The organism is Gracilibacillus alcaliphilus (assembly GCF_016909015.1).
Taxonomy (GTDB): domain Bacteria; phylum Bacillota; class Bacilli; order Bacillales; family Amphibacillaceae; genus Gracilibacillus; species Gracilibacillus alcaliphilus.
Map to the genome: position 1 here is coordinate 1 of NZ_JAFBFA010000016.1, position 22,207 is coordinate 22,207.

The following is a 22,207-nucleotide window of genomic DNA, read 5'->3' on the forward strand; positions in this document are numbered from 1 at the left end:
ATATTCCTTGACTTACCTAATGTTTTTAATATTAATCAATGAAAATTAGAGAAAAACAGCGATATTTTAAGAAAATGAAAGTATATTGAGGGAGGTAAGGCAAACAAGTATATTTTTCTTCAATGAACTCGCTCCTTTGCTCTTATAAAAATAAAATATTTTTTATTACTAGTTGATTAATATAGTGCACTTTTTAAAACTAACTTGCGTGTCAGGCAGTGGTGCTTAATGAGGTTTCTCTTGCGGGTAGGGTAAAGAAAAGATAGAGCTGTTTAATCAGTGAAAGAGATAGGTGTTCCCAAGCGTTGGATACTTGTTAAACAAAAAGCTTTTAAACATTGAAATGTTCATTTTGTTGATGGCTTTTCCCTTTTGATTAATGCTTGTCAGGTTTGAAAAGGTAAACAGCATATTTATATCATTTAATACATGTTATGTCATTTTTATCTGACTGTACGGCTTAATAAAAAAATGAGTTCCATTTCTGTTATGTACGGATTATATTTATCCGAGCATCCGCTGTTATTGAAGAGGTTGCAGTACGAGAACCAGCCTGTCAGCTGTCCTTATAAATGATATAAACTCGCTAGATGCGCTGTCTTAACTTGCATACCACCCTTTAAAACTGTGAATAAAAAGTTGCCCATCCTGGTAAGTGAGGTTATAATTTTTCAATGTTTCTTGATATAACAAGTTTTACATAGATAAAACGCTTCCAAAATAGACAAAATAAATAAAACCCTCCTTTTTTTAATGTATATAACATATAATATAATATTATGAAGTTATGTTATCATGTTAAATACAACATGTCAATATGAGGTTGAAAGAGATAGAGGCAGTACGTCGCACCATTTGAAGGAACTTACTTGGCTTTATTAATCAGAATGTATATCAAGTGAGATATTTGCTTGGAGTAATAAACAATTTGTTTGATTATTAAATTCTTGTTATGTTATAAGTATAACAACTATATAACAAGGATGATTACATAATGGATACTCCTAAATACAAGCAAATTTATACAAACTTACTGCACAGGATTCAGCATGGTGAATTTAAACAAGGAGATCGAGTCCCTTCTGAGAAAGAATTGTCAGAAGAATTTGATGTGAGCAGGATCACTTCCAGAAAGGCTTTGGAAATGTTATCGGAACAGAAGGTGATTGAACGTGTTCGCGGCAAGGGGTCTTTTGTTGCTGATACCTCTTTTTCACGAAACAACGAGGATCTTGAACTTGCACAATCAGAAGAAAAAGAGCGAGCGATTAAAATGATTGGGCTAATTATCCCTAATTTTTCGGCCGACTTTGGTATGACGTTTGTGAAAAGTATCGAAAGGCTATGTTCAGATTTAAATATTAGTTTAATAATAAAACGAACTTATGGGTTAATTGAAGAAGAAGCCAAAAGTATTACCTCTATGGGGGAGATCGGAGCAGATGGTTTGATTATTATTCCGGTGCATGGTCAACATTATAATCAGGCTCTGCTCCAACTGGCAGTCGATGAATTTCCATTTGTTTTGGTAGATCGGTTTCTAACGGGAATTCCTGCAAGTTCCGTAGGTACAGATAATTTTTTGGCAAGCAAGACATTGACAGAATACTTGATGCAATTAGGGCATAAAGAAATTGGTTTTATTTCCGTTCCTGTGGATGGAACGTCGACAATTGAAGAAAGACTGAAAGGATTTCAAACAGCTTTTTTTCATCAAGAAATTAAATTAGATCCAAGTTATATGATGACGGAGATCCGCAGCAGTTTGCCTGCTTCAAAGCATCAGGATCAATTAAATGCCATTATTCAGGAAGATAAAGAACGATTAGAAAGTTTTGTAGTGAATCATCCCGAAATGACGGCATTCGTAACATCGGAGTTCGAACAAGCCTTGCTGTTGAAATCGGTCTTGGAGAAGAGAGGAAAGAAGATTCCTGAAGATTATTCGATTGTTTGTTTCGATCACCCACAAGAATCTTTAGAGGAAAAACAATTCACACACATCCAACAAAAGGAAGAATTGATGGCAGAAAAGGCAATGGAATTATTACTGCTTAAAATAAATCAAGATAGTGAGTTTCATCACCTTTTTCTGGACTTTACCTTGGTAGAGGGATATTCTTCTCGCCCGATAAATAAAGAGAAAGGGATACACTCTAAAAAGTAGTCACGTATACCGCCTCCTATGCTAGGTTAAGGAGGCAGTGTTTTCATGAGTGGAAGCACATACTAGTCTTTTTAATAAGATAGGAAGATAAAAAGAGATGGCTGGCTCCAACGCTACAAACCAGCTTGGACAGGACATGCAGGTGTTGAACACGCACCGGTGAAAAGATAGCCAATCGACAAAATATGTCATGATTTGATCAGTGGCGAAGGTTTATATTATGATATAATCAAAGGTAAACGTCTAGACAACATATAGTTCTAAAAGGATGAATGGATATGGCCGTGTATCAAAAAATAAAGAAAGAATTAGAAACAGCGATAGCAGAGGGTATCTATCAAGTTGGCGACCGATTACCTCCAGAAATCAACTTAGCAAAGCAATTTAATGTAAGCAGGGAAACGATTCGATCTGCGATCAGGCTACTGGAGCAAGCAGGAAAAGTGGTTGTTCGCCATGGCGTTGGTACATTTGTCGTGACCCCGCTTCCCTCACTCCCAAACAGTTTAGAGAACCTGATGAGTGTCACCTCCATGATCCTGCATGCTGGTTTAGAGGATGGGGAAAGAAGAGAAAAACTTAGAAGTGAGGTTCCGACTGACGAATGGAAGGAATTGTTACAACTACAACAAGAGGAAAAAGTAATCATCCATGAACGAATTAGAACAGCGAATAACGAGCCGATTGTTTTCTCCAAAAACGTTTTGTCTCATCATTTAGTAGGAAATGATATACTAAAAAAAGAAACCATCGGTTCGCTCTTTCAATACCTGAAAAATGAATGTAATATTGAAATCAATAAAGCTTCGTCGGAAATCGTTGTTCCGTTACACACGGATCCTAATTGTCAAAAGCTGCTGATCCATCCTGTGACAACAGTCCTGTTGTTAAAACAAATACATTATGATCAGAACAATGTACCAGTTCTCTATTCATTGGATTACTTTCGGAACGATATTTTTAAATTTTTTATTACGAGAACGAAAAATTAATCACTTAGTTATGATAAAAAGTCCCTCTTGGAGGGGCTTTTTTCTTAAATAACAAAATGGTAGGAATTGGTATATAAATCATTTCCTGACTAACACAGGCAAAAGATGAGTCAGAAGGGTTGCATAAATGGATATATATTCTTTCGTCTCAGCCTCTTTCAACTTATTCTCAATATTTTTCAAATACATATCAGACTTCTTCCATTATGTTCCTCGATTCGATTTTCTCCTCTAGTCATTTCCTTTTGTGCAAAAATAGGCGGCCTTTTATATGAAAATTCTACTTAGTGTTTGCACTAGTTCTGTGTTCCTCCAGCTTGTTCATGTTCCGCATTTTCAGCTCATACAATGTGCTTACCATGGCGTGTCATGTATCGTTTCCACGTTTGACTGCCACTTATACTTCTATGCCTTGTTTTTATACTTCGACAATAACGTTCCAGGTTATGATGAGTTCTTGGCAAAAGAAGAACATCATATTTCGGTTGAATTTTTAAAATAATTTACTAACTCTATACTATATTATAATTTTTATTTAACAATTACATGATAGAGTAAAAATATAAGATGTATAGACTTCTTATAGATAAATGTGATTAAAATCAAATAATAAATCGTAATTTCTCTATAAAGTCTATACTTCTTAACATCAAATGAGGGAGGTGCATATATGTGGTATTTCCGAACCGTGGGCAAACGTAAAATTATCGAATTTATCTTCCTATGCATATTTATGGTATTTTTCTTCGGACCATTGCTAAACCTTTTGTTGCTCGCATTTGCAGGAGAATGGCAATATCCTGATATTCTGCCAAAGGTCTGGTCTTTGGATTGGTGGTCATTTGTATTACAGGATGAGTCATTAGTTCGATCCATGTGGTTATCCTTTTTCATTGCTGCTATTGTAACTTTGATTTCCTTAATAATCTGTATTCCAGCAGCATATGCCTTTGCAAGGATTCAATTTCCATTAAGACGATTATTTCTATTTTCTTTTTTGTTAACGAATGCTTTTCCAAAGATGGGTTTATATGTTGCTATCGCCGTACTATTTTATCAAATGAACTTGATGAATACGTTCACTGGCATCATCCTTATTCATATCATCAATACCTTGATGTTTATGACATGGATACCTTCAGCTGCTTTTGAAAATGTACATAAATCACAAGAGGAAGCGGCAAGAGACGCTGGGGCTTCACCAATGCGTGTATTCTGGCATATCACTTTGCCTATGGCGAAGCCAGGAATTATCGTTGCATCCGTATTCACCTTCTTATCATCTCTAAATGAAGCCGAAGGTACGTTTCTTGTTGGGGTGCCAAATTATCAAACAATGCCCGTTATCATGTACTCGATCATTGCTGACTATCCAAGTACAGCAGGGGCAGTGTTCTCGGTGATTCTTACTTTACCAACACTTATTCTATTATTGGCTGCAAGACGCTTTGTTGGAGCAGATGTTTTTGCAAATGGATTTAAAATGAAATAAAGGAGTGATGGTTGATTGGCTATCAAACTAGCAATTCAAAATCTGTCCAAACTCTATCCTACTGGAGAAGGGGTGCAGAATATTGATTTTCATGTTGAAGAAGGAGAACTGGTGACGCTGTTAGGTCCCTCGGGTTGTGGGAAAACAACGGTACTTCGCAGTGTAGGTGGTTTTATTGATCCAACAGGCGGTGCCATCAAAGTCAGCGATCAAGATGTACATCACTTACCGCCAGAAAAGCGGCCAAGTGCTATGGTTTTCCAAAGTTATAACTTATGGCCGCATATGACTGTGTTTGATAATTTGGCATTTAGTTTAAAATTAAAAAAAGTAAAAAAGATAGAGATACAGCAAAGGGTCGAAGAGGTGTTAACACTTGTCCATCTGCAAGGTATGGAAAAGAAATACCCAAGTGAATTGTCTGGAGGTCAGCAGCAGCGGATTGCACTAGCACGAGCTTTGTTACTAGAACCAGAAGTATTGCTGTTAGATGAACCGTTCAGTGCCTTAGATGCGAAGTTGCGTCATGAGCTGCGGGAAGAATTACGAGACATTCAATCCAAACGGAATTTGACCATGCTTTTTGTCACACATGATCAAGAGGAGGCGTTGTCCATTTCAGACAAAATCGTTGTTATGAATAATGGGCATATTGAGCAGATAGCTCCCCCACAAGATATCTATAATACACCTGCATCTCTATTTGTCGCCCAATTTATTGGCAGAATGAACTTTATCAAAGGGCAGGCAGTGAACAACACGATTCAAATTGGAGATATCACTCTTACCATGGATGACTTGTACACAGGTGAGGTAACATTGGGGGTACGTCCAGAGGACATTCATGTAGCCGATAAGAGTTCTGTCCGTATAGAAGCACGAGTAGACAAGATGATGATGCTTGGCCATTTTGCAGAAATAACCTTACATACCCTCATTGGTTCTCTCAAAATGTTTGTAGATCGCCAACAACTGGAACAATTTGAATTAAACAGTACCATCTCAATCAAATTAGTAAACTTTATTGTGTTTAAGGAAAATGGAGAAGTACTAAGTAATAGGAGGATGAATGTAAATGAAATGGTTTAATGGAGTTAAGCAAATTGTTACAGGGGTTATCATTGGTTTGAGTGCACTGTCATTAGTTGCTTGCAGCAGCGGAAATGATGAGGGGGACACTTCAGACAAAACAGAGATTTCTCTATACAGTTCAGGCTCAAAAAATGTAGAGGAGTTCTGGGAGGAAGTAATCCCAATGTTTGAAGAAGAACATGATCATATTGAGGTGGAATTTGTCTTCGTTCCTTCCGGTACTGGAGGCCAATCAACAATGGATCGAATCCTGGCAGCCAATGAGTCTGGAAATGATTCGGGAGTAGACATTTATGAAGGTTCACTGGAAGATATTTTGCGAGGGAAGGAAGATGGAGATATTTTCTACCCGTTAACATCTAATAATATCGAAAATTTGAGTAATGTACAGGAGTCGAATTTAGCGGGTGCAAATGATCTGGCTGTTCCTTACCGCGCGTCCTCTGTTGTGCTAGCATACAATGAAGAAACGGTGACAGATATTCCAGACACAGCGGAAGAATTATACCAATGGATTAAAGATCATCCAGGACGTTTTGCGTATAATGATCCTTCTACAGGTGGTGCGGGCAGCTCATTTGTGTTATCAACTGTCTACAATCAGCTTGAAGAAGGTGCAATGGATATCCAAGATGAAAGTATCATGGAAGAATGGGGTAAAGGGTTTGACTTGTTGAATGAACTTGCACCGAACATGTATCAAGAAGGTGTCTATCCCAAGAAAAATCAGGGTACATTAGATTTATTGGCAAATGGTGAAGTGGACATGATTCCAGCATGGTCGGACATGGCCTTAGAACAAATAAATAAAGGGCTTTTGCCAGAATCGATTAAATTAAAACAAATACAACCAGCGTTTACTGGCGGTCCATCTTATTTAATGCTTGCTAATAACGATGATGAGGCACGTAAAGAAGCGGCAGAAGAATTACTAAACTATGTCCTTACCACAGACGTGCAAGAAATTGTGATTGACCAAATGTATGGATATCCAGGAATTAAGTGGGATCTCTTATCAGAAGAAGATCAAGAAAAATTCGCAGATGTTATGGATGGTTATCGTATCTTTAACGGAGGCGAACTTGGCGGTAAATTAACCGAGCAATGGCAAAAAGAGGTTGCTGCACAATGAGAAAGCAATGGAAGTCAGCATTATTAGGATTAGGGCTTGTCATGCCCTCTTTCCTAATTTTACTGGTACTTGTTATGTATCCTGTTTGGTCATCGATTAAAACAAGTTTCACAGGTGCGGATGATCAGTTCACATTTGAACATTATCAGTATATTTTTACAGAACCACTGATTTTAAATAATATTCGCCATACATTAATTGTAACCGTGCTTTCTTGTCTGTTGGTCTTAATCATTGCCTATTCCATTGCCATCTATTTACGTTTCAGTCAAAGTACTGTTGCGAGATGGATTAACAAGACATACTTAATACCAATGTTTATACCTGGTGTAATCGCCGTATATGGTTTTATTAATTTTTACCGAGATAACGGATGGGTAGCGCGAATAATTGGTGAAGAGTATATGCCAGCTATTATTTATAATGTAAAGGGGTTATTAATGATCAACATTTGGTTTAACATTCCTTTTACAACCATGTTGTTAATCTCAGCCTTGCAATCTATACCTAATTCAATCATTGAAGGGGCAAAAGATGCGGGAGCTAATCAATGGCGGCTGTTTTGGCACTTTATCTTGCCATTATCCTATCGAACCATGCTAGTCGCACTTACCTTTTTATTTATGGGGATTGTCGGAAGTTTCACTGCACCATTTTTAATTGATCGAAATGCACCACAGATGCTTGGTGTTTCCATGCAGCAGCACTTTTCTGTTTTTAATGAAATCGAACAATCGAGCAGTCTAGCGGTATTTATGTTTTTACTGTGTTCTATTGTCGGCTGCTTCTATATTTACAGTAATATAAAAGAATCGAAGAAAGAGCTAAAATAAAGGGGGTATAATAAATGCAGCTTTTAGATATGCCTGTTTCTTTAACGGAGAGGTTAGCTTTTCCTGTTGATCTTCCTGAATCAGGATACTACTCTATAATGTTAACTGTTAACAGTTCCACTTCATGGTTGGAAGAAGGCAATGAGGCTTCTATGGTCCGATTATATATGGATGAGTTACATCAACAAGACATCGTTCTATTTTATGGACAGGTAAGCTTCCATTATGAACGTTATTTAGGTGAGTGGTGTTCGGGAAGCTACCAACTCCATATCGAACCTTTTACCGATCAGAGTGAGATTATAATTGAGGCGATTCACATAAAAAAAGTAACACCTGCAGCCAATGATTTACTTGCACTTCAGCATGCTCCCATCTTATTTGGACGTGCGATTTATGGTGATTATGATAATTTATATACCGATACGCCCTTAGAAATGCTCTATCGAATCGATGAATGGGAGCAAGGTAAAGTAATCGAGTACCATATGGTATTCAGTCATGAAGATGAAGGAACTCCCGCAATGATGCTGATGGCAAAGTGGGGGCGATTACTTGATATTGAATATATGATTAGAATATATCTTAAGGCAGATCATTCCATTGATCATGCTATCTTTCAGGGTGCTAACCATATCGAGACCACATATTCCAAAACATTTATTGATGGAAAACGACCAGTTATGCAAACCGCTACAGGGAATGGAAATTTCACTGATGAGATTACCAGCCGCTATCATTTTTCCTTCCTCCCTAAAGAGTGGAAGGCAGAAGAAGAGCCTAGAGAGTTTGTGATGGAGCGGTTCCCATATGTAAACCATGTGATGGAATGGGAAGCGAAACGGCAACTGACTGAAAAACAACCAGCCTATAATCAATTAGCAACATTGTCCTCCTTCTTATTCATCCAATCATCTATTTGGGATGTGGAACTCGGACAGGTAACGGTCGATTTCGCCTGTCAACTAGAAGGTGATGATCATTGGTACAGCAGTTCGTATGATCAAATGAAACTGGGATCATTTACTGCTGCATATACTGGACCTGATCATTATTTTGCTGTTGCGATCTTTCTGCCAATAGAATTTACTTTTCCGCAAATCAAGCGCATTAAAGTACGTCTGATTAATCAAGCGGTAGAGCAAGTTACCGTCAAAGGTTTAAAAGTTTTTACGTATCATAAAGAACAAGGATTACAAGCTTGTCTCCGCCAAACGGAGAATTATTCACTTAATCAGCACCAAACCGAACATATTATGTGGCATAGATAGTTAGGAGTTTAAATGTATGGCGATTTTATTTCAAACGAAAGCAGAACTTACACAAGAAAGTATCCACTCTCATCTGACGTATACTTTTTATGTGCCAGAAGGATCACAGGTACTTATGATCGATTTCCAATTCACTCCTGATATATTGGAAGATAATGAACAAAAACAAAAAAATATTATTTCAGAAGCTTTATCTCGCTATCCGCAATCAGTTGAACCTAATGAGGCCGGTCAATTGATCAACAGCCCCTTGAAAAATCTACTCACATTATCAGTAGATGATCCAAACGGGTTCCGTGGAGCAAGGCATTGCCACGCACCAAAACAGCATGTTTTTATCTCACACGAGGATTCTTCACCAGGCATGTTAAATGAGGTAGTGCAACCTGGTTTATGGTCTGTCACAGTTAGTGTCCATGCCATTGTCACAGATCAGTGCCATTATGCCTTAACCATTAAGGCTGATAAAGAGCCATCACAAGATACCATTCGTATTCCGTGGAAACATCCGCTGCATATTGGCGATATACCGGAGAACTTATTACATGAAAATAGTGTATCTATTAACGGTCGCCATTCTAACTATGAGTGGATAGCTGCTGAATTACATGCCCATACTTTTCATAGTGATGGCAAACAAACAGTCCCTGAAATGGTCGAAGTTGCAGAGAAACAAGGGTTGGATGTACTGGCGATTACGGATCACAATACCACTAGTCCACTTAGAGAAATGGAGAAGCAGCAAAGCAAAACCTCCCTTCGACTGTTATACGGATTAGAATGGACGACCTTCTTCGGTCATATGTTAACATTAGGCTATCCGACACTTACATATACAGATTGGCGTAAGATTGGACCGACGGATGTTCATAAAGGGCTGAAACAAATACATAAGCTTGGGGCAATAGCTGGCATTGCCCACCCATTCCGTATTGGTAATCCAATTGGAACCGGGTGTCATTGGGAGTTCAAAATAAAGGACATCAAGGCGTTTGACTTTATTGAAGTTTGGAACGGCAGTCATCCTAGCGTTTCCTATTATAATCAAAAAGCGCTTGAATTTTGGACGGCACTTCTGAATAAAGGGTACCGTATTCCAGCAACGGCGGGACGTGACTGGCATCACAACCAGCATTCACCATCTAAATATGCGGTTACTTATGTCCATGTGCCAGGTGATTCCGAGACATTCCGTCATGACTTTCTACAATCCATTCGGGAAGGAAGAATCTCTATTTCCTATTACTCAGTGCTTTGTTTAGAAATAGAACAGTCGCATATAACATATACCATTGGCGAAACGATAGAGAAAGCTACTTCATCTAGTCTATTATCATTATGTATGGATCAGGTACCTGATCATGCAACATATAAACTTGTGACTAATACGGGAAAAATCGCTGCAGGGGATTTTAACAAGGGAAAATTGGAAAGGCCCCTTGATACCGACTCTCTTACATGGATTCGAGCGGAAGTGTACAATGAAGAGCGTGAATTGGTTGCATTCACCAATCCGATCTATTTTCAATAATGACGAATTACAGGTAGTTATGGGTTGTGATGTGGTAAAAGTCTGTTGCTACAAAGTGATGAATGATACTCAGCAGAGGTTTTTATTTCCTATTGAGGCTAGCGAAACTTATCAGGGGGTTAGCGTTCTCTACCCCCTAGCTCCTTTACTCTTCTTGCCTCTAGAGGCATGAATCTTAGGAATGGTTAGTACCGTGATAAAAAGTCAGGTAAAAAGGAAGGCTCTAACTATGCATAATGATCCTGCCAAACGCATGTAGTATGAGAAGTATCGATGACATATGGGTTGAATAAAGAAGAGATAAAACCTTTTATAGACAATGGTTCTACATTGGATTCAGGTGATTAAGTATATAAGGACGACGATGAGTTACAAATGCTAGATCATATTCTGATCGAAACAGCACTTACTTTTAAACCTTTTCCATGTGAGTTAGTAATTACAACTTAAATTTTTAGAGAAAGAGCGGTTGTCAAGTACGTATAACTTGCTGTCTCTTACACACCTCACTCATAACTAGTAGTGGGGTTTGTTTGTGGTATTGTGTTGTAATATTAATTATTTTGAATATTTATGTTGACTTATCATCAGAAAGAAGTTAATATGTAAATCAATAAGTAAGCGGTTCCTGTGGATAAAACCATTATTTGGTTGTTTTTGAGACGTATTGTTTGCTTTCTTGGAGAATGTATAGTGTTTTTAAAGAGTTTCGGGAAAACGTTTTCCTGATAAAGCAAAGGGGGGATTCTGATAAAGAGTTCGATAAAAGACATTGCCAAAAGGGCTAATGTATCTGTTTCAACTGTTTCTCGTGTTTTAAATAATAGTAAATATGTAAGTGAAGATCTGAAAAAACGAGTATTAGAAGTTGTTCATGAAACGGGTTATAAGCCGAATCTAGTAGCAAGAGGGCTTGTTAATAAGAAGACTCATTTAATTGGTGTATTGATTCCGAGAATATCAAATAACTTTTTTTCTAAATTAATTGAAGGTATTGAAGGGATCGCGCAAGCTTATGGATATAACATTTTATTAAGCACATCTAATAATGATATAGAAAAAGAATTGGAGTATTTAAATATTTTTCAGGAAAGACAATTAGATGGGATTATCTTCTCTGTCACGCAATTTACGGAACAACACCAACAATTTTTTGAACAAACGGCAGTTCCAGCAGTTTATCTTGGGCAAAGGATGGAAAATCAGAGTAAGTATCCTTTTGTAACGATTGATAATATAAAGGCTGCGTATGAGGCAACACGATATTTAATCCAGCAGAACCATGAACAAATTGCAATTTTGGCAGGGCCGGAGTCTGATAAAGCCACATGTGATCATCGTTTGCAAGGATATATAGAGGCACTAGAAGAAGCCGGATTACCTGTACAGCCTGCTTGGCAGACTAAGCGATTCCATACGATTGCAGATGGTTATCATGCAGCTGCACACATTATGTCTCAAAGTGAGAAACCGACAGCAATCTTTGCTTGTTCAGACCAACAAGCACTCGGGGCGATTAATTACTTACATGAACATGGCTATAATGTTCCGAATGATATTTCCGTGATGGGATTTGATGATATTGATTTAGCGACGGTTTTTTCACCTAAATTATCTACAGTAAAACAAAAGCCTGTTGATTCAGGGGCTGTGGCGATGGAGCTTATGATGGATCAACTGGAAGGCAGATCGATCTATAAGATGGAGCATCTTGTTCCATATAGAGTAGTCGTTCGAGAAAGCACTGGTTCGCTGTGATAGAAAGTACATTTATTTTAAATTTAGGAGGGTTTTATCGTGATAAGAAAAGGCTTGGTTTTTAGTTTGGTATTATGTGTATTTTTAACTTTAGCAGCTTGTGGCGGCGAGGAGAATGAGTCAGCGGAGTCCACAGAATCTGAACAAAACACACTGAAAGTATCCTACCCAACATGGTGGGAAGAGTGGTTTAAAAGCTTAGAAACAGCGTTCGAGGATGAACATGAGGGTGTAGATGTGGAATTGATCCCGTTACATGATGATGTCACAACGAAACAGGCAATGATGATGGGTTCGCCTGAAACGTCACCAGATGTAGCTGTAGAGGATACTTTCATTCTTAATTCAGATGTGAATGCGGGTTATTTGTCGCCAATAGATGATGTGGTAAATGATTGGGACGAATGGGACAAGTTTGAGGAGACGACGTTACAAGGTGTAACAGCGGAAGATGGAAAAGTGTATGGTGTTCCTTTCAGTACTGATGTACAGGGATTATGGTATAACAAAGATTTATTTGCGGAAGCGGGGTTGTCTGTTCCTTTTGAACCGCAGTCATGGGAGGAAGTATTACAGGCTGCTGAAGCTGTAAAAGAAAATACAGGTGTAACTATTCCGTTGTTTATCTATGGTGCAAAAGCTACAGGTGAAGCAACTTCCATGAGAACATTCCAAGTTCTGTATAGTGGTACAGGTTCAAGTTTGTATGATTTTGATGAAGGTAAATGGGTGATAGATGAACAAGCTTTAACAGATACGTTTACTTTTATTGATACCGTTTTTCAAGAGGAATTGGGAGCACCTATGAGTGTTGTCTCTAACAGTCAAGTAGGGACACTGTTGTCAGAGGATTTGATGATGAATAACGAAGTATCGATGGTGATAGATGGAAACTGGGTTGCTGGAAGCTGGCGTGAAGGCCGGGCAACTCCATGGCCGGAGGCGCTAGATACATGGGGCTTTACCTTATTCCCAACGCAAAATGGACAGGACCCAGGATATACATCTATGTCAGGCGGTTGGGCATTATCGATTCCTGAACATGCACAAGCAAAGGATTTAGCTGCTGAATTTATTAAAATGGCTGTTAATGAGGAACACCAATTAGATTATGTAATGAGAACAGGGGATATGACAGTTCGTAAAGATATTGCGGAGAAGGAAGAATATTTGGAACAGCCAATCAGTAATTACAAAGAAGCGGCAGATATGTTGAGTTATACGCATTTCCGTCCGGCTGTTGATGATTACCCTACTGTTTCCACACTGATTCAAGAAATCGTTGAAACGGTGGCTTCGGGACAAGCCTCTCCAGAGGAAGCGGTAAAAAGTTATGAAAGCGGCTTAGTACGCATTGTTGGTGAAGACAATATCGCGAAATAATAGCATAGATAGAGACCATCACCTTAAGGTTGTGGTCTCGGTTTGCTCATAAGGAGGTTTGACATGGTGTCAGTTGAAAATGCTGAGCTAAATAAACAATTAACGTTTGCAAAAAATAAAATTTTACGAAAAACTCTGCTGTTTCTGTTGCCTTCGCTCGTTATTTTATTGATTTTTTTTATTGGTCCAATTATTATGACCTTCTTTTTTGCCTTTACGAATATGTCGTTAACGGGAACAACTGCGCAAAGTATTGATTTTGTTGGCTTTCAAAATTTCGTTAGTATGTTTAGTGATCCGAATTTCAAGACGTCTTTTATTACAACCATGGTGTTTTTGATTTTTTCAGGAATTATTGGCCAGCAAGTACTAGGCTTCCTGCTGGCTGTACTAATGAAAAATAAAAATAAAACATTTCGTAAATTTGTGGGCGGTACAGTTATGGCTGGCTGGGTAACACCGGAGATTATTGTTGCCTTTACATTCGTATCGTTTTTACATGACGGCGGAACATTAAATCAATTTTTGAGCTGGTTTGGAGTCGAACCTATATCATGGTTGTTTACCTTCCCGATGGTGTCGGTTGTTGTTGCGAATATTTGGAAAGGATCTGCACTGTCGATGTTAATGTTTCAGTCTGCATTAGATAATATTCCTTTTTCTGTAGAGGAGGCAGCAAAAATTGATGGCGCCAATCGCTGGCAGCGTATGTGGCGAATCACAATCCCGATGATTAAAAACACCATTTTTACCAATTTGGTTATTATCACATTGGGAACATTAGGTGTATTTACATTAATTTATACGATGACAGGTGGCGGGCCTGCGAATGCAACAGCTACTTTACCTATTTTCATGTATGAACAAGCATTTGTGAATTATCAATTAGGTTATGGTACGGCTATTTCACTAGTTATCCTTATTATTGGAATTATCATTAGTTTAATCTACATCCGCCTTTTGAAGACGGATGATTAGGGGGCATTGACCATGAAAAATAATAAAACACAACAAATTATTCCCTATATCATTTTATCGGTTATCGCAGTGCTGTTTATTGTGCCGCTGCTATGGGTTATTTTTGCCTCGTTTGATGCACAGGCTACCCAAGTTATTAAATGGCCAGATGAAGTAACACTTGATAATTATGCGTCAGTGATTTTAGATCCTGCCAACCAAAGGGCCTTTTTGATTGGAATCTTCCTATCGGGTGGGCAGACACTGTTAGTTGTATTACTTTCGTTATTAGCTGCTTATCCATTATCAAGATTTCCATTAAAAAACAAGCAAAAATTTATGCTGGCAATCTTATTTATGACGTCATTACCCATCACAGCAGTAATGGTGCCGGTTTACCAGCTATTTCTGTTTCTGAATTTACATGATTCATTAATGGGTACCTTGTTATTCTTAACAGCCTCCCAACTGCCATTTGGGATTTGGATTATGAAGAACTTTATTGATGGCGTGCCGGTTGATTTAGAAGAATCGGCTTGGATTGATGGTGCTTCTTTGTTGGTCGGTATGAGAAAAATTGTGGCTCCATTAATGATTCCGGGGATTTTTACGGTGAGTATCTTCGTGTTTATAGGAAGCTGGGGTAATTTCTTCGTACCGTATATTTTACTGCAGTCACCTAGTAAATTACCTGCGTCTGTAACGATTTATCAGTTCTTCGGTCAGTATGGGTATGCTGCTTACGGCCAACTGGCAGCCTATTCGATTTTATATATGCTCCCGGCCTTTATACTCTTTTTCTTTGCCCAGAACCATATGTCTAGAGGCTTTACAATGGGAGGGGCAGCGAAAGGCTAATGTCCTTTACGAACCCAAGCAGGGAGTTAACGGAAAAAAGAATCTAAATAAGATCGATCAGTAATTACTTGCTATTTGCGAAGAAAAAATAGGTGTTGTGATCAACGGGATTTACATGTTTTAGCGGAAATGATTTTATTACGCAGCTGACCATCAGTCGAGGATCAGCAATCCCTTCTGGTGGCTGTCCTGCCGGATGAGTTTTTATTATAGGAGGTTAGCAACGGTGCCTAATCATAATCAAGTTCAACTTATTACCTACCCAGATTCACTGGGTGGCGATTTACAAGCCTTGAATCAAGTGTTAACCACGCATCTCTCAGATATATGTAAAGGAGGCGTTCATCTCCTCCCGCCATTTCCATCCTCGGGAGATAGAGGTTTTGCTCCGCTTAGCTACTTAGAAATTGAGCCTAAGTTTGGTACATGGGAAGATGTAAAGACGATTGGAGAGAATTTTGATATATTAATTGATCTAATGGTTAACCATATCTCACAAAAATCAATATATTTTCAAGACTTTCTTCAAAAAGGCCAAACATCCGATTATGCAGATTTCTTCATTACACTAGATAAAATATGGACAGATGGGGAACCTGTTCAGGAAGATCTGAATAAAATTTTCCTGAGAAGAGAAAAGCCGTATTCCACTTTTCAAATAGGGGAAAGCGAAGAAGAACAGAAAGTCTGGACAACCTTTGGCAAAGAAGATCCGTCAGAACAGATTGATTTAGATGTTCATTCAGAAAAGGTCAAACAATTGCTAGAAGAATTTTTTATCAATTTTAAGAAAAATAATGTAAAAACTGTTCGCTTAGATGCGGTTGGCTATGTGATAAAAAAATTAGGGACCAGCTGTTTCTTTGTTGAACCGGAAATCTATCAATTTCTAGATTGGATGAAAGAATTAGCAGATTCTTTAGATATTGAATTATTACCAGAGGTGCACGCGGAGTATACCACGCAATATAAATTAGCCAAACGCGGTTTCTGGATTTATGATTTTATCCTGCCGTATAAAGTGTTAGATACGATGATTAATCGTTCAAGCGACTCATTATGTGCATACCTGAAAGAGCGGCCAAGTAATCAATACACGATGCTGGATTGTCACGATGGCATTCCGGTATTACCAGATTTAAATGGCTTAATAGATACAAAAGCAGCCAAAAGAGTGGTGGATATCTGTGTGGAAAGAGGTGCTAATTTAAGTTTGATTCTATCTGATGAGCATAAAGAAGCAGATGGCTTTGATGTTCATCAAATTGGCGGTACGTATTATTCGGTGCTGGGTTGTGATGATAATGCCTATTTGGCAGCTAGAGCGATTCAGTTTTTTGCGCCAGGAATACCTCAAGTCTATTATGTAGGCTTATTGGCAGGTGTAAACGATTATGCAGCAGCTGAGGAGAGTGGCGAAATACGCGAAATCAATCGTCATAATTATACACATGAGGAGATTCAGCAGTCTATACAAAAAGAAGTGGTACAGAGGCTGTTCAAATTGATTCGATTTAGAAATGAATATCCGGCATTTCATGGTGAATTCGAAGTATTAGAATCCGCTGCAGATGAAGTTCATTTGTCATGGAAAAAAGCGGATAAATATTGTACATTGTTTATTGATTTAAAAACATATAGGTCATCTATTGAGTATATAGATGATGAGGGCAAGGTTCATCAGTATATCATTTAAATAAAAATGTGGAGACATGGGTAGAGGCTGTAACTGATAAGCACTGTCAGCTACGAGGATTGTGGCTTGACAGTGCTTGTCATAGAGGGATGGTTTCCATAAATCTTTTTTAATCCCTTATTGGTGGCGGTAACCATAAAGTATGCCGTGAAACTCCCTAAGAATAAGATACCAAAACCTGTTTGCACAAGTAACAAGGCTATAGAAAAAATGGGTATGACAATGGCAGTGAGTGAACGGACCGGCTGCTTTATCATCAATGCTAGTGAGAGCATCATAACCTTGTAATGCTTTAAAGAAAATTTAACCGATATCGGTACGGCATAGAATGTTACCATGATGAGCAAGGCTGCCAGCGTTAATAATGCATAACTAATTACTATTAAACTTTCATTAGCTGAGTTCCTTAGTATCGAAAAATCAATGATCAATACCCCGATGATAATGATGTAAAGCAAACTATTTTGATAACTTTTCCAAAAATATCGTTTGCATTCAGAAGTGAATTGCGAAAATACCGCAAAATCCTTCTCGTCATTTTTCCATTTGTCTATAATAGACAGCATAGCATAGAAGCTTGGTATAGCCGTGATGACGGGAAGTGAAAATAATAACCAAAGGACGTTCACATATACTAACCGATACATCCATTCCATGAAAGAATATAACCTGTTATCCATTATACACAGCCTTTCCTTATTAGGATGAGGTTTGTTTCGAAGAGGCCGGCATATCAACCACAATCACTTCGACACCTTTTTGGCGAACCTCCTCTAGTACTTGCGCCGAAACTAAGTCACTAGTAATCAGAATATCTACCTTTTCGAAATCACAAAAAGACGTCAGTCCAGCGTTTGCAAACTTGCTGTGATCGGCCAATACCACAATCTTCTCCCCGGCAGATACCATTGCTTTTTTCATTTCCGCTTCATATAAATCAGAGCTGGTTATCCCTTGTCTTAAGGAGACACCGGAAGTACCAAGAAAAACGTAATTAGCATTATATTTTTTTAATTCTTCTTCTGCTTGAGGGCCAACCGTGCTAAGGGAATTTCTTCTTAATTTTCCTCCGAGCAGATAAATAGAAGCGGATTGATTTTTCGTGCACTCTTCGGCAATATTCATCGCATTGGTAATTACTTTCAAATTCTCTTTATGTGTACTTTCGCTGGCAACATGCCAGGTTGTGGATCCGGCGTCGATAATGATAGTTTGATTATCTTGAATTAATTTGCCAGCAGCTTTGCCGATTAATTGTTTTTCCTCAAAGAATTTTTCTTTTCTTTTTTGGATTGGCAGAATCGGGGCACTGCTGAGAAATTCATCGACGAGAATAGCTCCGCCATAATTTTTCTTTAAAAAACCCTCTGTTTCGAGTTGATTAAGGTCACGTCTAATGGTCTCTTCAGAAACATTAAATTCCTTCACCAGATCAGTGACTCGAATACTTTTTTTATCAATAAGTATTTTCTTGATTTTATTTCTCCGCTCAATTGCAAGCATAGTACTCCCTCATTTCTGTGTTAATCCTATTTGTGATTTTATGTTAGCACAAGAAGACGAATGTTGCCACATAAAACCTCAAAAAATATACAAACAGTCAATTCAATTGGCTGAAAGCAATGATAAACCCATAGTTTATATGGATAAAACATATAAAACCGCACAAATTTATAAAAAAACCAATATAAATATTGACAAAGTAAGCGATTTCACACATAATATCTTTATAAACCACATGAAACCACATAAGTGGTTGGCTGTGAAAAATAGTAACTGGGGGTAAAGTAATGAAAATAAAAGAGGCAGTATTAGCATTGGTGTTGATGGCAGTATTGTTCTTAGCGGCTTGTTCAACCGATGCTGGTGAAGAAACTGCAGGGACCAATGCGGATGAAGGCAATGACTCTGGTGATGTAATTGAATTAGATTTTTGGACCTTTTGGGGTTCTGAAACAAGGAAGCCAGTGATTGACAAGATTATTGAGGATTTTAATAATTCCCAGGATGAAATTAGAGTGAAGCATACTCATTTGCCGTGGGGAGATATTTGGACGAAAAACTTAGCAGCTGTTGCTGCTGGTGATCCGCCTGATGTCATTATCAATGATATTAATACAGTGAAACAGAGAGCAGTCAATAATCAGGTCGAAAATATTACGGAATATCTCGATGAAGGAATGGAATCTGAGTTTTATCCAGAGCTGTGGAATGCTGCTGTATATGAAGATGATATTTATGCTGTACCATTTAACACCGATACGAGAATCTTTTTTTGGAATAAAGATATGTTTGAAGCAGCTGGGCTGGATCCAGAACAGCCGCCTGCAACATGGGCTGAGTTAGAAGAATATGCGGAATTGTTAGATGATGAAGATGGCGGACGCTATCATACGATTGGTTTTTTACCTAATTACGGAATAAGTCAAGATATCTGGATGATGAATGCCACAGGTCAAGGGTTCTGGGATTTTGAGACGAGTGAACCTACGCTAGAGAGTGATAAAGCCGTAGAAGCGCTAAATTGGGCAAGGGATTTTGAATCAAGATATGGTTTAAATGTGATTCAAGGTTTTGAAGCTGATTTTGGCAATCAACAAGCTAATCCATTTGTAGCCGGCAAATTGGCTATGGCTATTCACACACCAACAGGAATGTATACGCAATTACGTGATTATGGAGAAGATATTAATTTTGGTGTGGCGCCGTTTCCTGAAATGGAAGAAGGAAATGGCCATACCACATGGGGGGGCGGATTTGTAGCTGAAGTACCTTACGGTGCGGAGAACCCGGAAGCCTCTGTTGAATTTATTAAATATTTAACAGGACCGGAAGCGCAAGAATATTGGGCGGTAATGAACTTTGACAATGTGGCAAATGTGGAAGGTGCGGAAGCTGCTGCCCAAAGTGATGAATTATCTGAAAAAGGTCAGGAAGTGTATCAATTAGCCATTGATAATATGGATAACACTATCTTGACACCGTATCCAGTGGAGGCGCCGGATATGATGTCTTTAATTAATCCTGAATTAGAGAAGTTTCGTTTAGGTGATCAATCTGCAGAACAAGCACTGGAAAATGCGCAATCTGCTGTCGAAGATTTGGCTGGAAATTAAACATAATCAGAAAACTAAACAAGGGATGGAGTGGTTCATTCCTTGTTTAGCTTCATTTGGTGAAGGAGGACAAAAATGAAAAAGAAAAAAAGAGGGTTAACCTTAGAGCAAAAGGAAGGCTTACAAGGTTATATTTTTATCCTACCTTGGCTGTTTGGCTTAGTGGCATTCACAGCAGGTCCGTTGCTTTTTTCCTTAGCTGCCAGCTTTACTAATTATAATATTACTTCGCGCATGGATTTTATTGGATTTGACAATTACATAAGAATGTTTAGCAGTGACAGTTTATTTTGGATTTCATTAGGAAATACGCTGTATTTTGTGGTATTCTCTGTACCTTTAACGACGATAGGTGCTGTGTTAATTTCCGTCTTAATGAATCAAAAGGTTCCTGGCATGCGGGTGTTCCGAACGATTTATTATTTGCCGGCTGTACTATCTGGTGTGGGTGTCTATTTGCTTTGGATGCAATTACTAAGTCCAAATACAGGCTTGGTCAATACGATTCTGTCTTGGGTAGGAATTCAAGGACCAGCATGGTTATTTGATCCGAACTGGACAAAACCGGCAATTATTTTTATGAGCTTGTGGAAAGTCGGCGGGAGTATGCTGCTTTATTTAGCAAGCATGCAAGGGGTGCCGCAGTCCTTGTATGAGGCAGCTGAAATAGATGGTGCCAATCCATTCCGGCGTTTTTGGCACATAACACTTCCCATGATTACACCAATTATTTTCTTTGACGTGGTGACAAGTACGATTGGCGGTTTTCAAGTCTTTCAAGAGGCATATGTCATGACAGAAAGCGGAGAAGGCGGACCTGCTAACTCGTTAGTTTTCTTTAATCTGCATATGTGGAATAAAGCGTTTGTGGCATTTGATATGGGATATGCAATGGGAATGTCATGGATATTGTTTATCATTGTCTTTATCTTAACCTTCATCAATCTGAAATTAGCGCCAAGATGGGTGCATTATGAGGGAGGGAAATAGAAATGAGCATATGGAATAAAAGTTATTATGAAAGTGTAAAAGTGAAAAAAAGAATGTCTAATACGATTATTTTTATCGTGCTGTTGGCGGGCAGTGTTTTATTGTTGTCACCGATTTGGTGGATGTTTGCCACCTCTGTTAAGGATATGCAGGAAATTATGGCTTTTCCGCCCACCTTTTGGCCGAATGATTGGTATTGGATTAACTACCCGGAAACCCTGAAGGCGGCGCCATTTATTCGTTATACCTTTAATACCTTATTTCTAACTATGATTGCGGTATTTGCTAACACATTAGCGAACTCTTTTATCGCCTATGGTTTTGCGAAGATTCGTTTTAAGGGCAGAGAAGTATTTTTTGCCATACTATTAGCGACGATGATGCTGCCAGCCTTTGTAACAATGATTCCACATTATGTTATGTTTGCTAAATTAGGCTGGTTAAATACTTATTTACCGTTAATCATTCCTCAATTTTTCGGAGGGGCATTCTTTATTTTTCTATTAAGACAATTTTTTAGAACAATACCGAATGAATTGACGGAGGCGGCAAAAATAGATGGAGCCTCCCACTTCTATATTTGGGCCAGAATCATACTGCCTTTATCTAAGCCGGCTATTGCGACGGTGGCCATATTTACATTTAACGGAGCTTGGAATGACTTTATTGGACCATTGCTATATTTGAATGATGAATCACTGTATACCCTGCAGATTGGTCTACAAGTATTCAGGGGGCAGGTATCCACACAATGGAATTATTTAATGGCTGGATCGTTAATGGTATTGCTGCCAGTTATCATTCTGTTCTTTATTTTCCAGCGTTACTTTATTGAAGGGATGAATTTAACCGCTGGCTCCAAAGGATAACAGCTCGGTATGACATAAAAGTAAATAGGAATAGGCGGCAGCGAATGTAGAATAGAACAATCAATCTATT

At 38.4% G+C, this 22,207-nt stretch carries 18 protein-coding genes; 16 read left to right on the top strand and 2 right to left on the bottom strand.

Going from position 1 to position 22,207, the window contains the following annotated elements; translation table 11 throughout:
* The first annotated feature begins 994 nt into the window (after positions 1-994).
* The 13 genes from JOD18_RS12690 (at position 995) to gtfA (ending at position 17,162) form a co-directional block, all read left to right on the top strand.
* Complete coding sequence (locus tag JOD18_RS12690) at positions 995-2,167, top strand: GntR family transcriptional regulator (RefSeq protein ID WP_204669412.1); 1,173 nt, start codon at positions 995-997, stop codon at positions 2,165-2,167.
* Between the two features lie 278 nt (positions 2,168-2,445).
* The gene (locus JOD18_RS12695) at positions 2,446-3,159 is read left to right on the top strand and encodes a GntR family transcriptional regulator (protein ID WP_204669413.1); all 714 of its coding nucleotides are present in this window, start codon (positions 2,446-2,448) and stop codon (positions 3,157-3,159) included.
* A gap of 670 nt (positions 3,160-3,829) precedes the next feature.
* Positions 3,830-4,651, top strand: coding sequence for an ABC transporter permease (locus JOD18_RS12700; RefSeq protein ID WP_204669414.1), 822 nt, complete (start codon positions 3,830-3,832; stop codon positions 4,649-4,651).
* Between the two features lie 15 nt (positions 4,652-4,666).
* Positions 4,667-5,740 (top strand): ABC transporter ATP-binding protein, encoded by a 1,074-nt coding sequence (locus JOD18_RS12705; protein WP_204669415.1) that lies wholly within the window; start codon positions 4,667-4,669, stop codon positions 5,738-5,740.
* The gene (locus JOD18_RS12710; protein ID WP_204669416.1) at positions 5,727-6,875 is read left to right on the top strand and encodes an extracellular solute-binding protein; all 1,149 of its coding nucleotides are present in this window, start codon (positions 5,727-5,729) and stop codon (positions 6,873-6,875) included. The genes JOD18_RS12705 and JOD18_RS12710 overlap by 14 nt, the downstream gene beginning before the upstream one ends.
* Positions 6,872-7,708 carry an ABC transporter permease gene (locus JOD18_RS12715; protein WP_204669417.1) on the top strand — a complete coding sequence of 279 codons (837 nt, stop codon included), beginning with the start codon at positions 6,872-6,874 and terminating at the stop codon, positions 7,706-7,708. The genes JOD18_RS12710 and JOD18_RS12715 overlap by 4 nt, the downstream gene beginning before the upstream one ends.
* 14 nt (positions 7,709-7,722) lie before the next feature.
* On the top strand, positions 7,723-8,979 hold the full coding sequence (locus tag JOD18_RS12720; protein WP_204669418.1) for a hypothetical protein: 1,257 nt from the start codon (positions 7,723-7,725) through the stop codon (positions 8,977-8,979).
* Between the two features lie 16 nt (positions 8,980-8,995).
* Positions 8,996-10,510, top strand: a complete 1,515-nt coding sequence (locus JOD18_RS12725) for a CehA/McbA family metallohydrolase (protein WP_204669419.1) — start codon at positions 8,996-8,998, stop codon at positions 10,508-10,510.
* Between the two features lie 771 nt (positions 10,511-11,281).
* Complete coding sequence (locus JOD18_RS12735; protein WP_420827805.1) at positions 11,282-12,268, top strand: LacI family DNA-binding transcriptional regulator; 987 nt, start codon at positions 11,282-11,284, stop codon at positions 12,266-12,268.
* 39 nt (positions 12,269-12,307) lie between these two features.
* Positions 12,308-13,651, top strand: a complete 1,344-nt coding sequence (locus JOD18_RS12740) for an extracellular solute-binding protein (RefSeq protein WP_204669421.1) — start codon at positions 12,308-12,310, stop codon at positions 13,649-13,651.
* 63 nt (positions 13,652-13,714) lie between these two features.
* Entirely contained in the window at positions 13,715-14,629 is a 915-nt protein-coding gene (locus tag JOD18_RS12745; RefSeq protein WP_204669422.1) for a carbohydrate ABC transporter permease, read from the top strand.
* Between the two features lie 12 nt (positions 14,630-14,641).
* Positions 14,642-15,466: a carbohydrate ABC transporter permease gene (locus JOD18_RS12750; RefSeq protein WP_204669423.1), complete on the top strand. Its 825-nt coding sequence runs from the start codon at positions 14,642-14,644 to the stop codon at positions 15,464-15,466.
* A gap of 196 nt (positions 15,467-15,662) precedes the next feature.
* Complete coding sequence (gene gtfA, locus JOD18_RS12755; protein WP_239588109.1) at positions 15,663-17,162, top strand: sucrose phosphorylase; 1,500 nt, start codon at positions 15,663-15,665, stop codon at positions 17,160-17,162.
* Between the two features lie 50 nt (positions 17,163-17,212).
* Here gtfA and JOD18_RS12760 read toward each other — a convergent pair whose 3' ends face one another.
* Positions 17,213-17,842: a YesL family protein gene (locus JOD18_RS12760; protein ID WP_204669425.1), complete on the bottom strand. Its 630-nt coding sequence runs from the start codon at positions 17,840-17,842 to the stop codon at positions 17,213-17,215.
* A gap of 19 nt (positions 17,843-17,861) precedes the next feature.
* The gene (locus JOD18_RS12765; protein ID WP_204669426.1) at positions 17,862-18,665 is read right to left on the bottom strand and encodes a DeoR/GlpR family DNA-binding transcription regulator; all 804 of its coding nucleotides are present in this window, start codon (positions 18,663-18,665) and stop codon (positions 17,862-17,864) included.
* Between the two features lie 287 nt (positions 18,666-18,952).
* Between JOD18_RS12765 and JOD18_RS12770 the strand changes: the two genes are divergently transcribed.
* From JOD18_RS12770 to JOD18_RS12780, 3 genes are all read left to right on the top strand, one after another.
* The gene (locus JOD18_RS12770) at positions 18,953-20,278 is read left to right on the top strand and encodes an ABC transporter substrate-binding protein (protein WP_204669427.1); all 1,326 of its coding nucleotides are present in this window, start codon (positions 18,953-18,955) and stop codon (positions 20,276-20,278) included.
* Positions 20,279-20,353: 75 nt separating this feature from the next.
* Complete coding sequence (locus JOD18_RS12775; RefSeq protein WP_204669428.1) at positions 20,354-21,268, top strand: carbohydrate ABC transporter permease; 915 nt, start codon at positions 20,354-20,356, stop codon at positions 21,266-21,268.
* 2 nt (positions 21,269-21,270) lie between these two features.
* Positions 21,271-22,137 carry a carbohydrate ABC transporter permease gene (locus JOD18_RS12780; protein ID WP_204669429.1) on the top strand — a complete coding sequence of 289 codons (867 nt, stop codon included), beginning with the start codon at positions 21,271-21,273 and terminating at the stop codon, positions 22,135-22,137.
* Positions 22,138-22,207 lie beyond the last annotated feature (70 nt).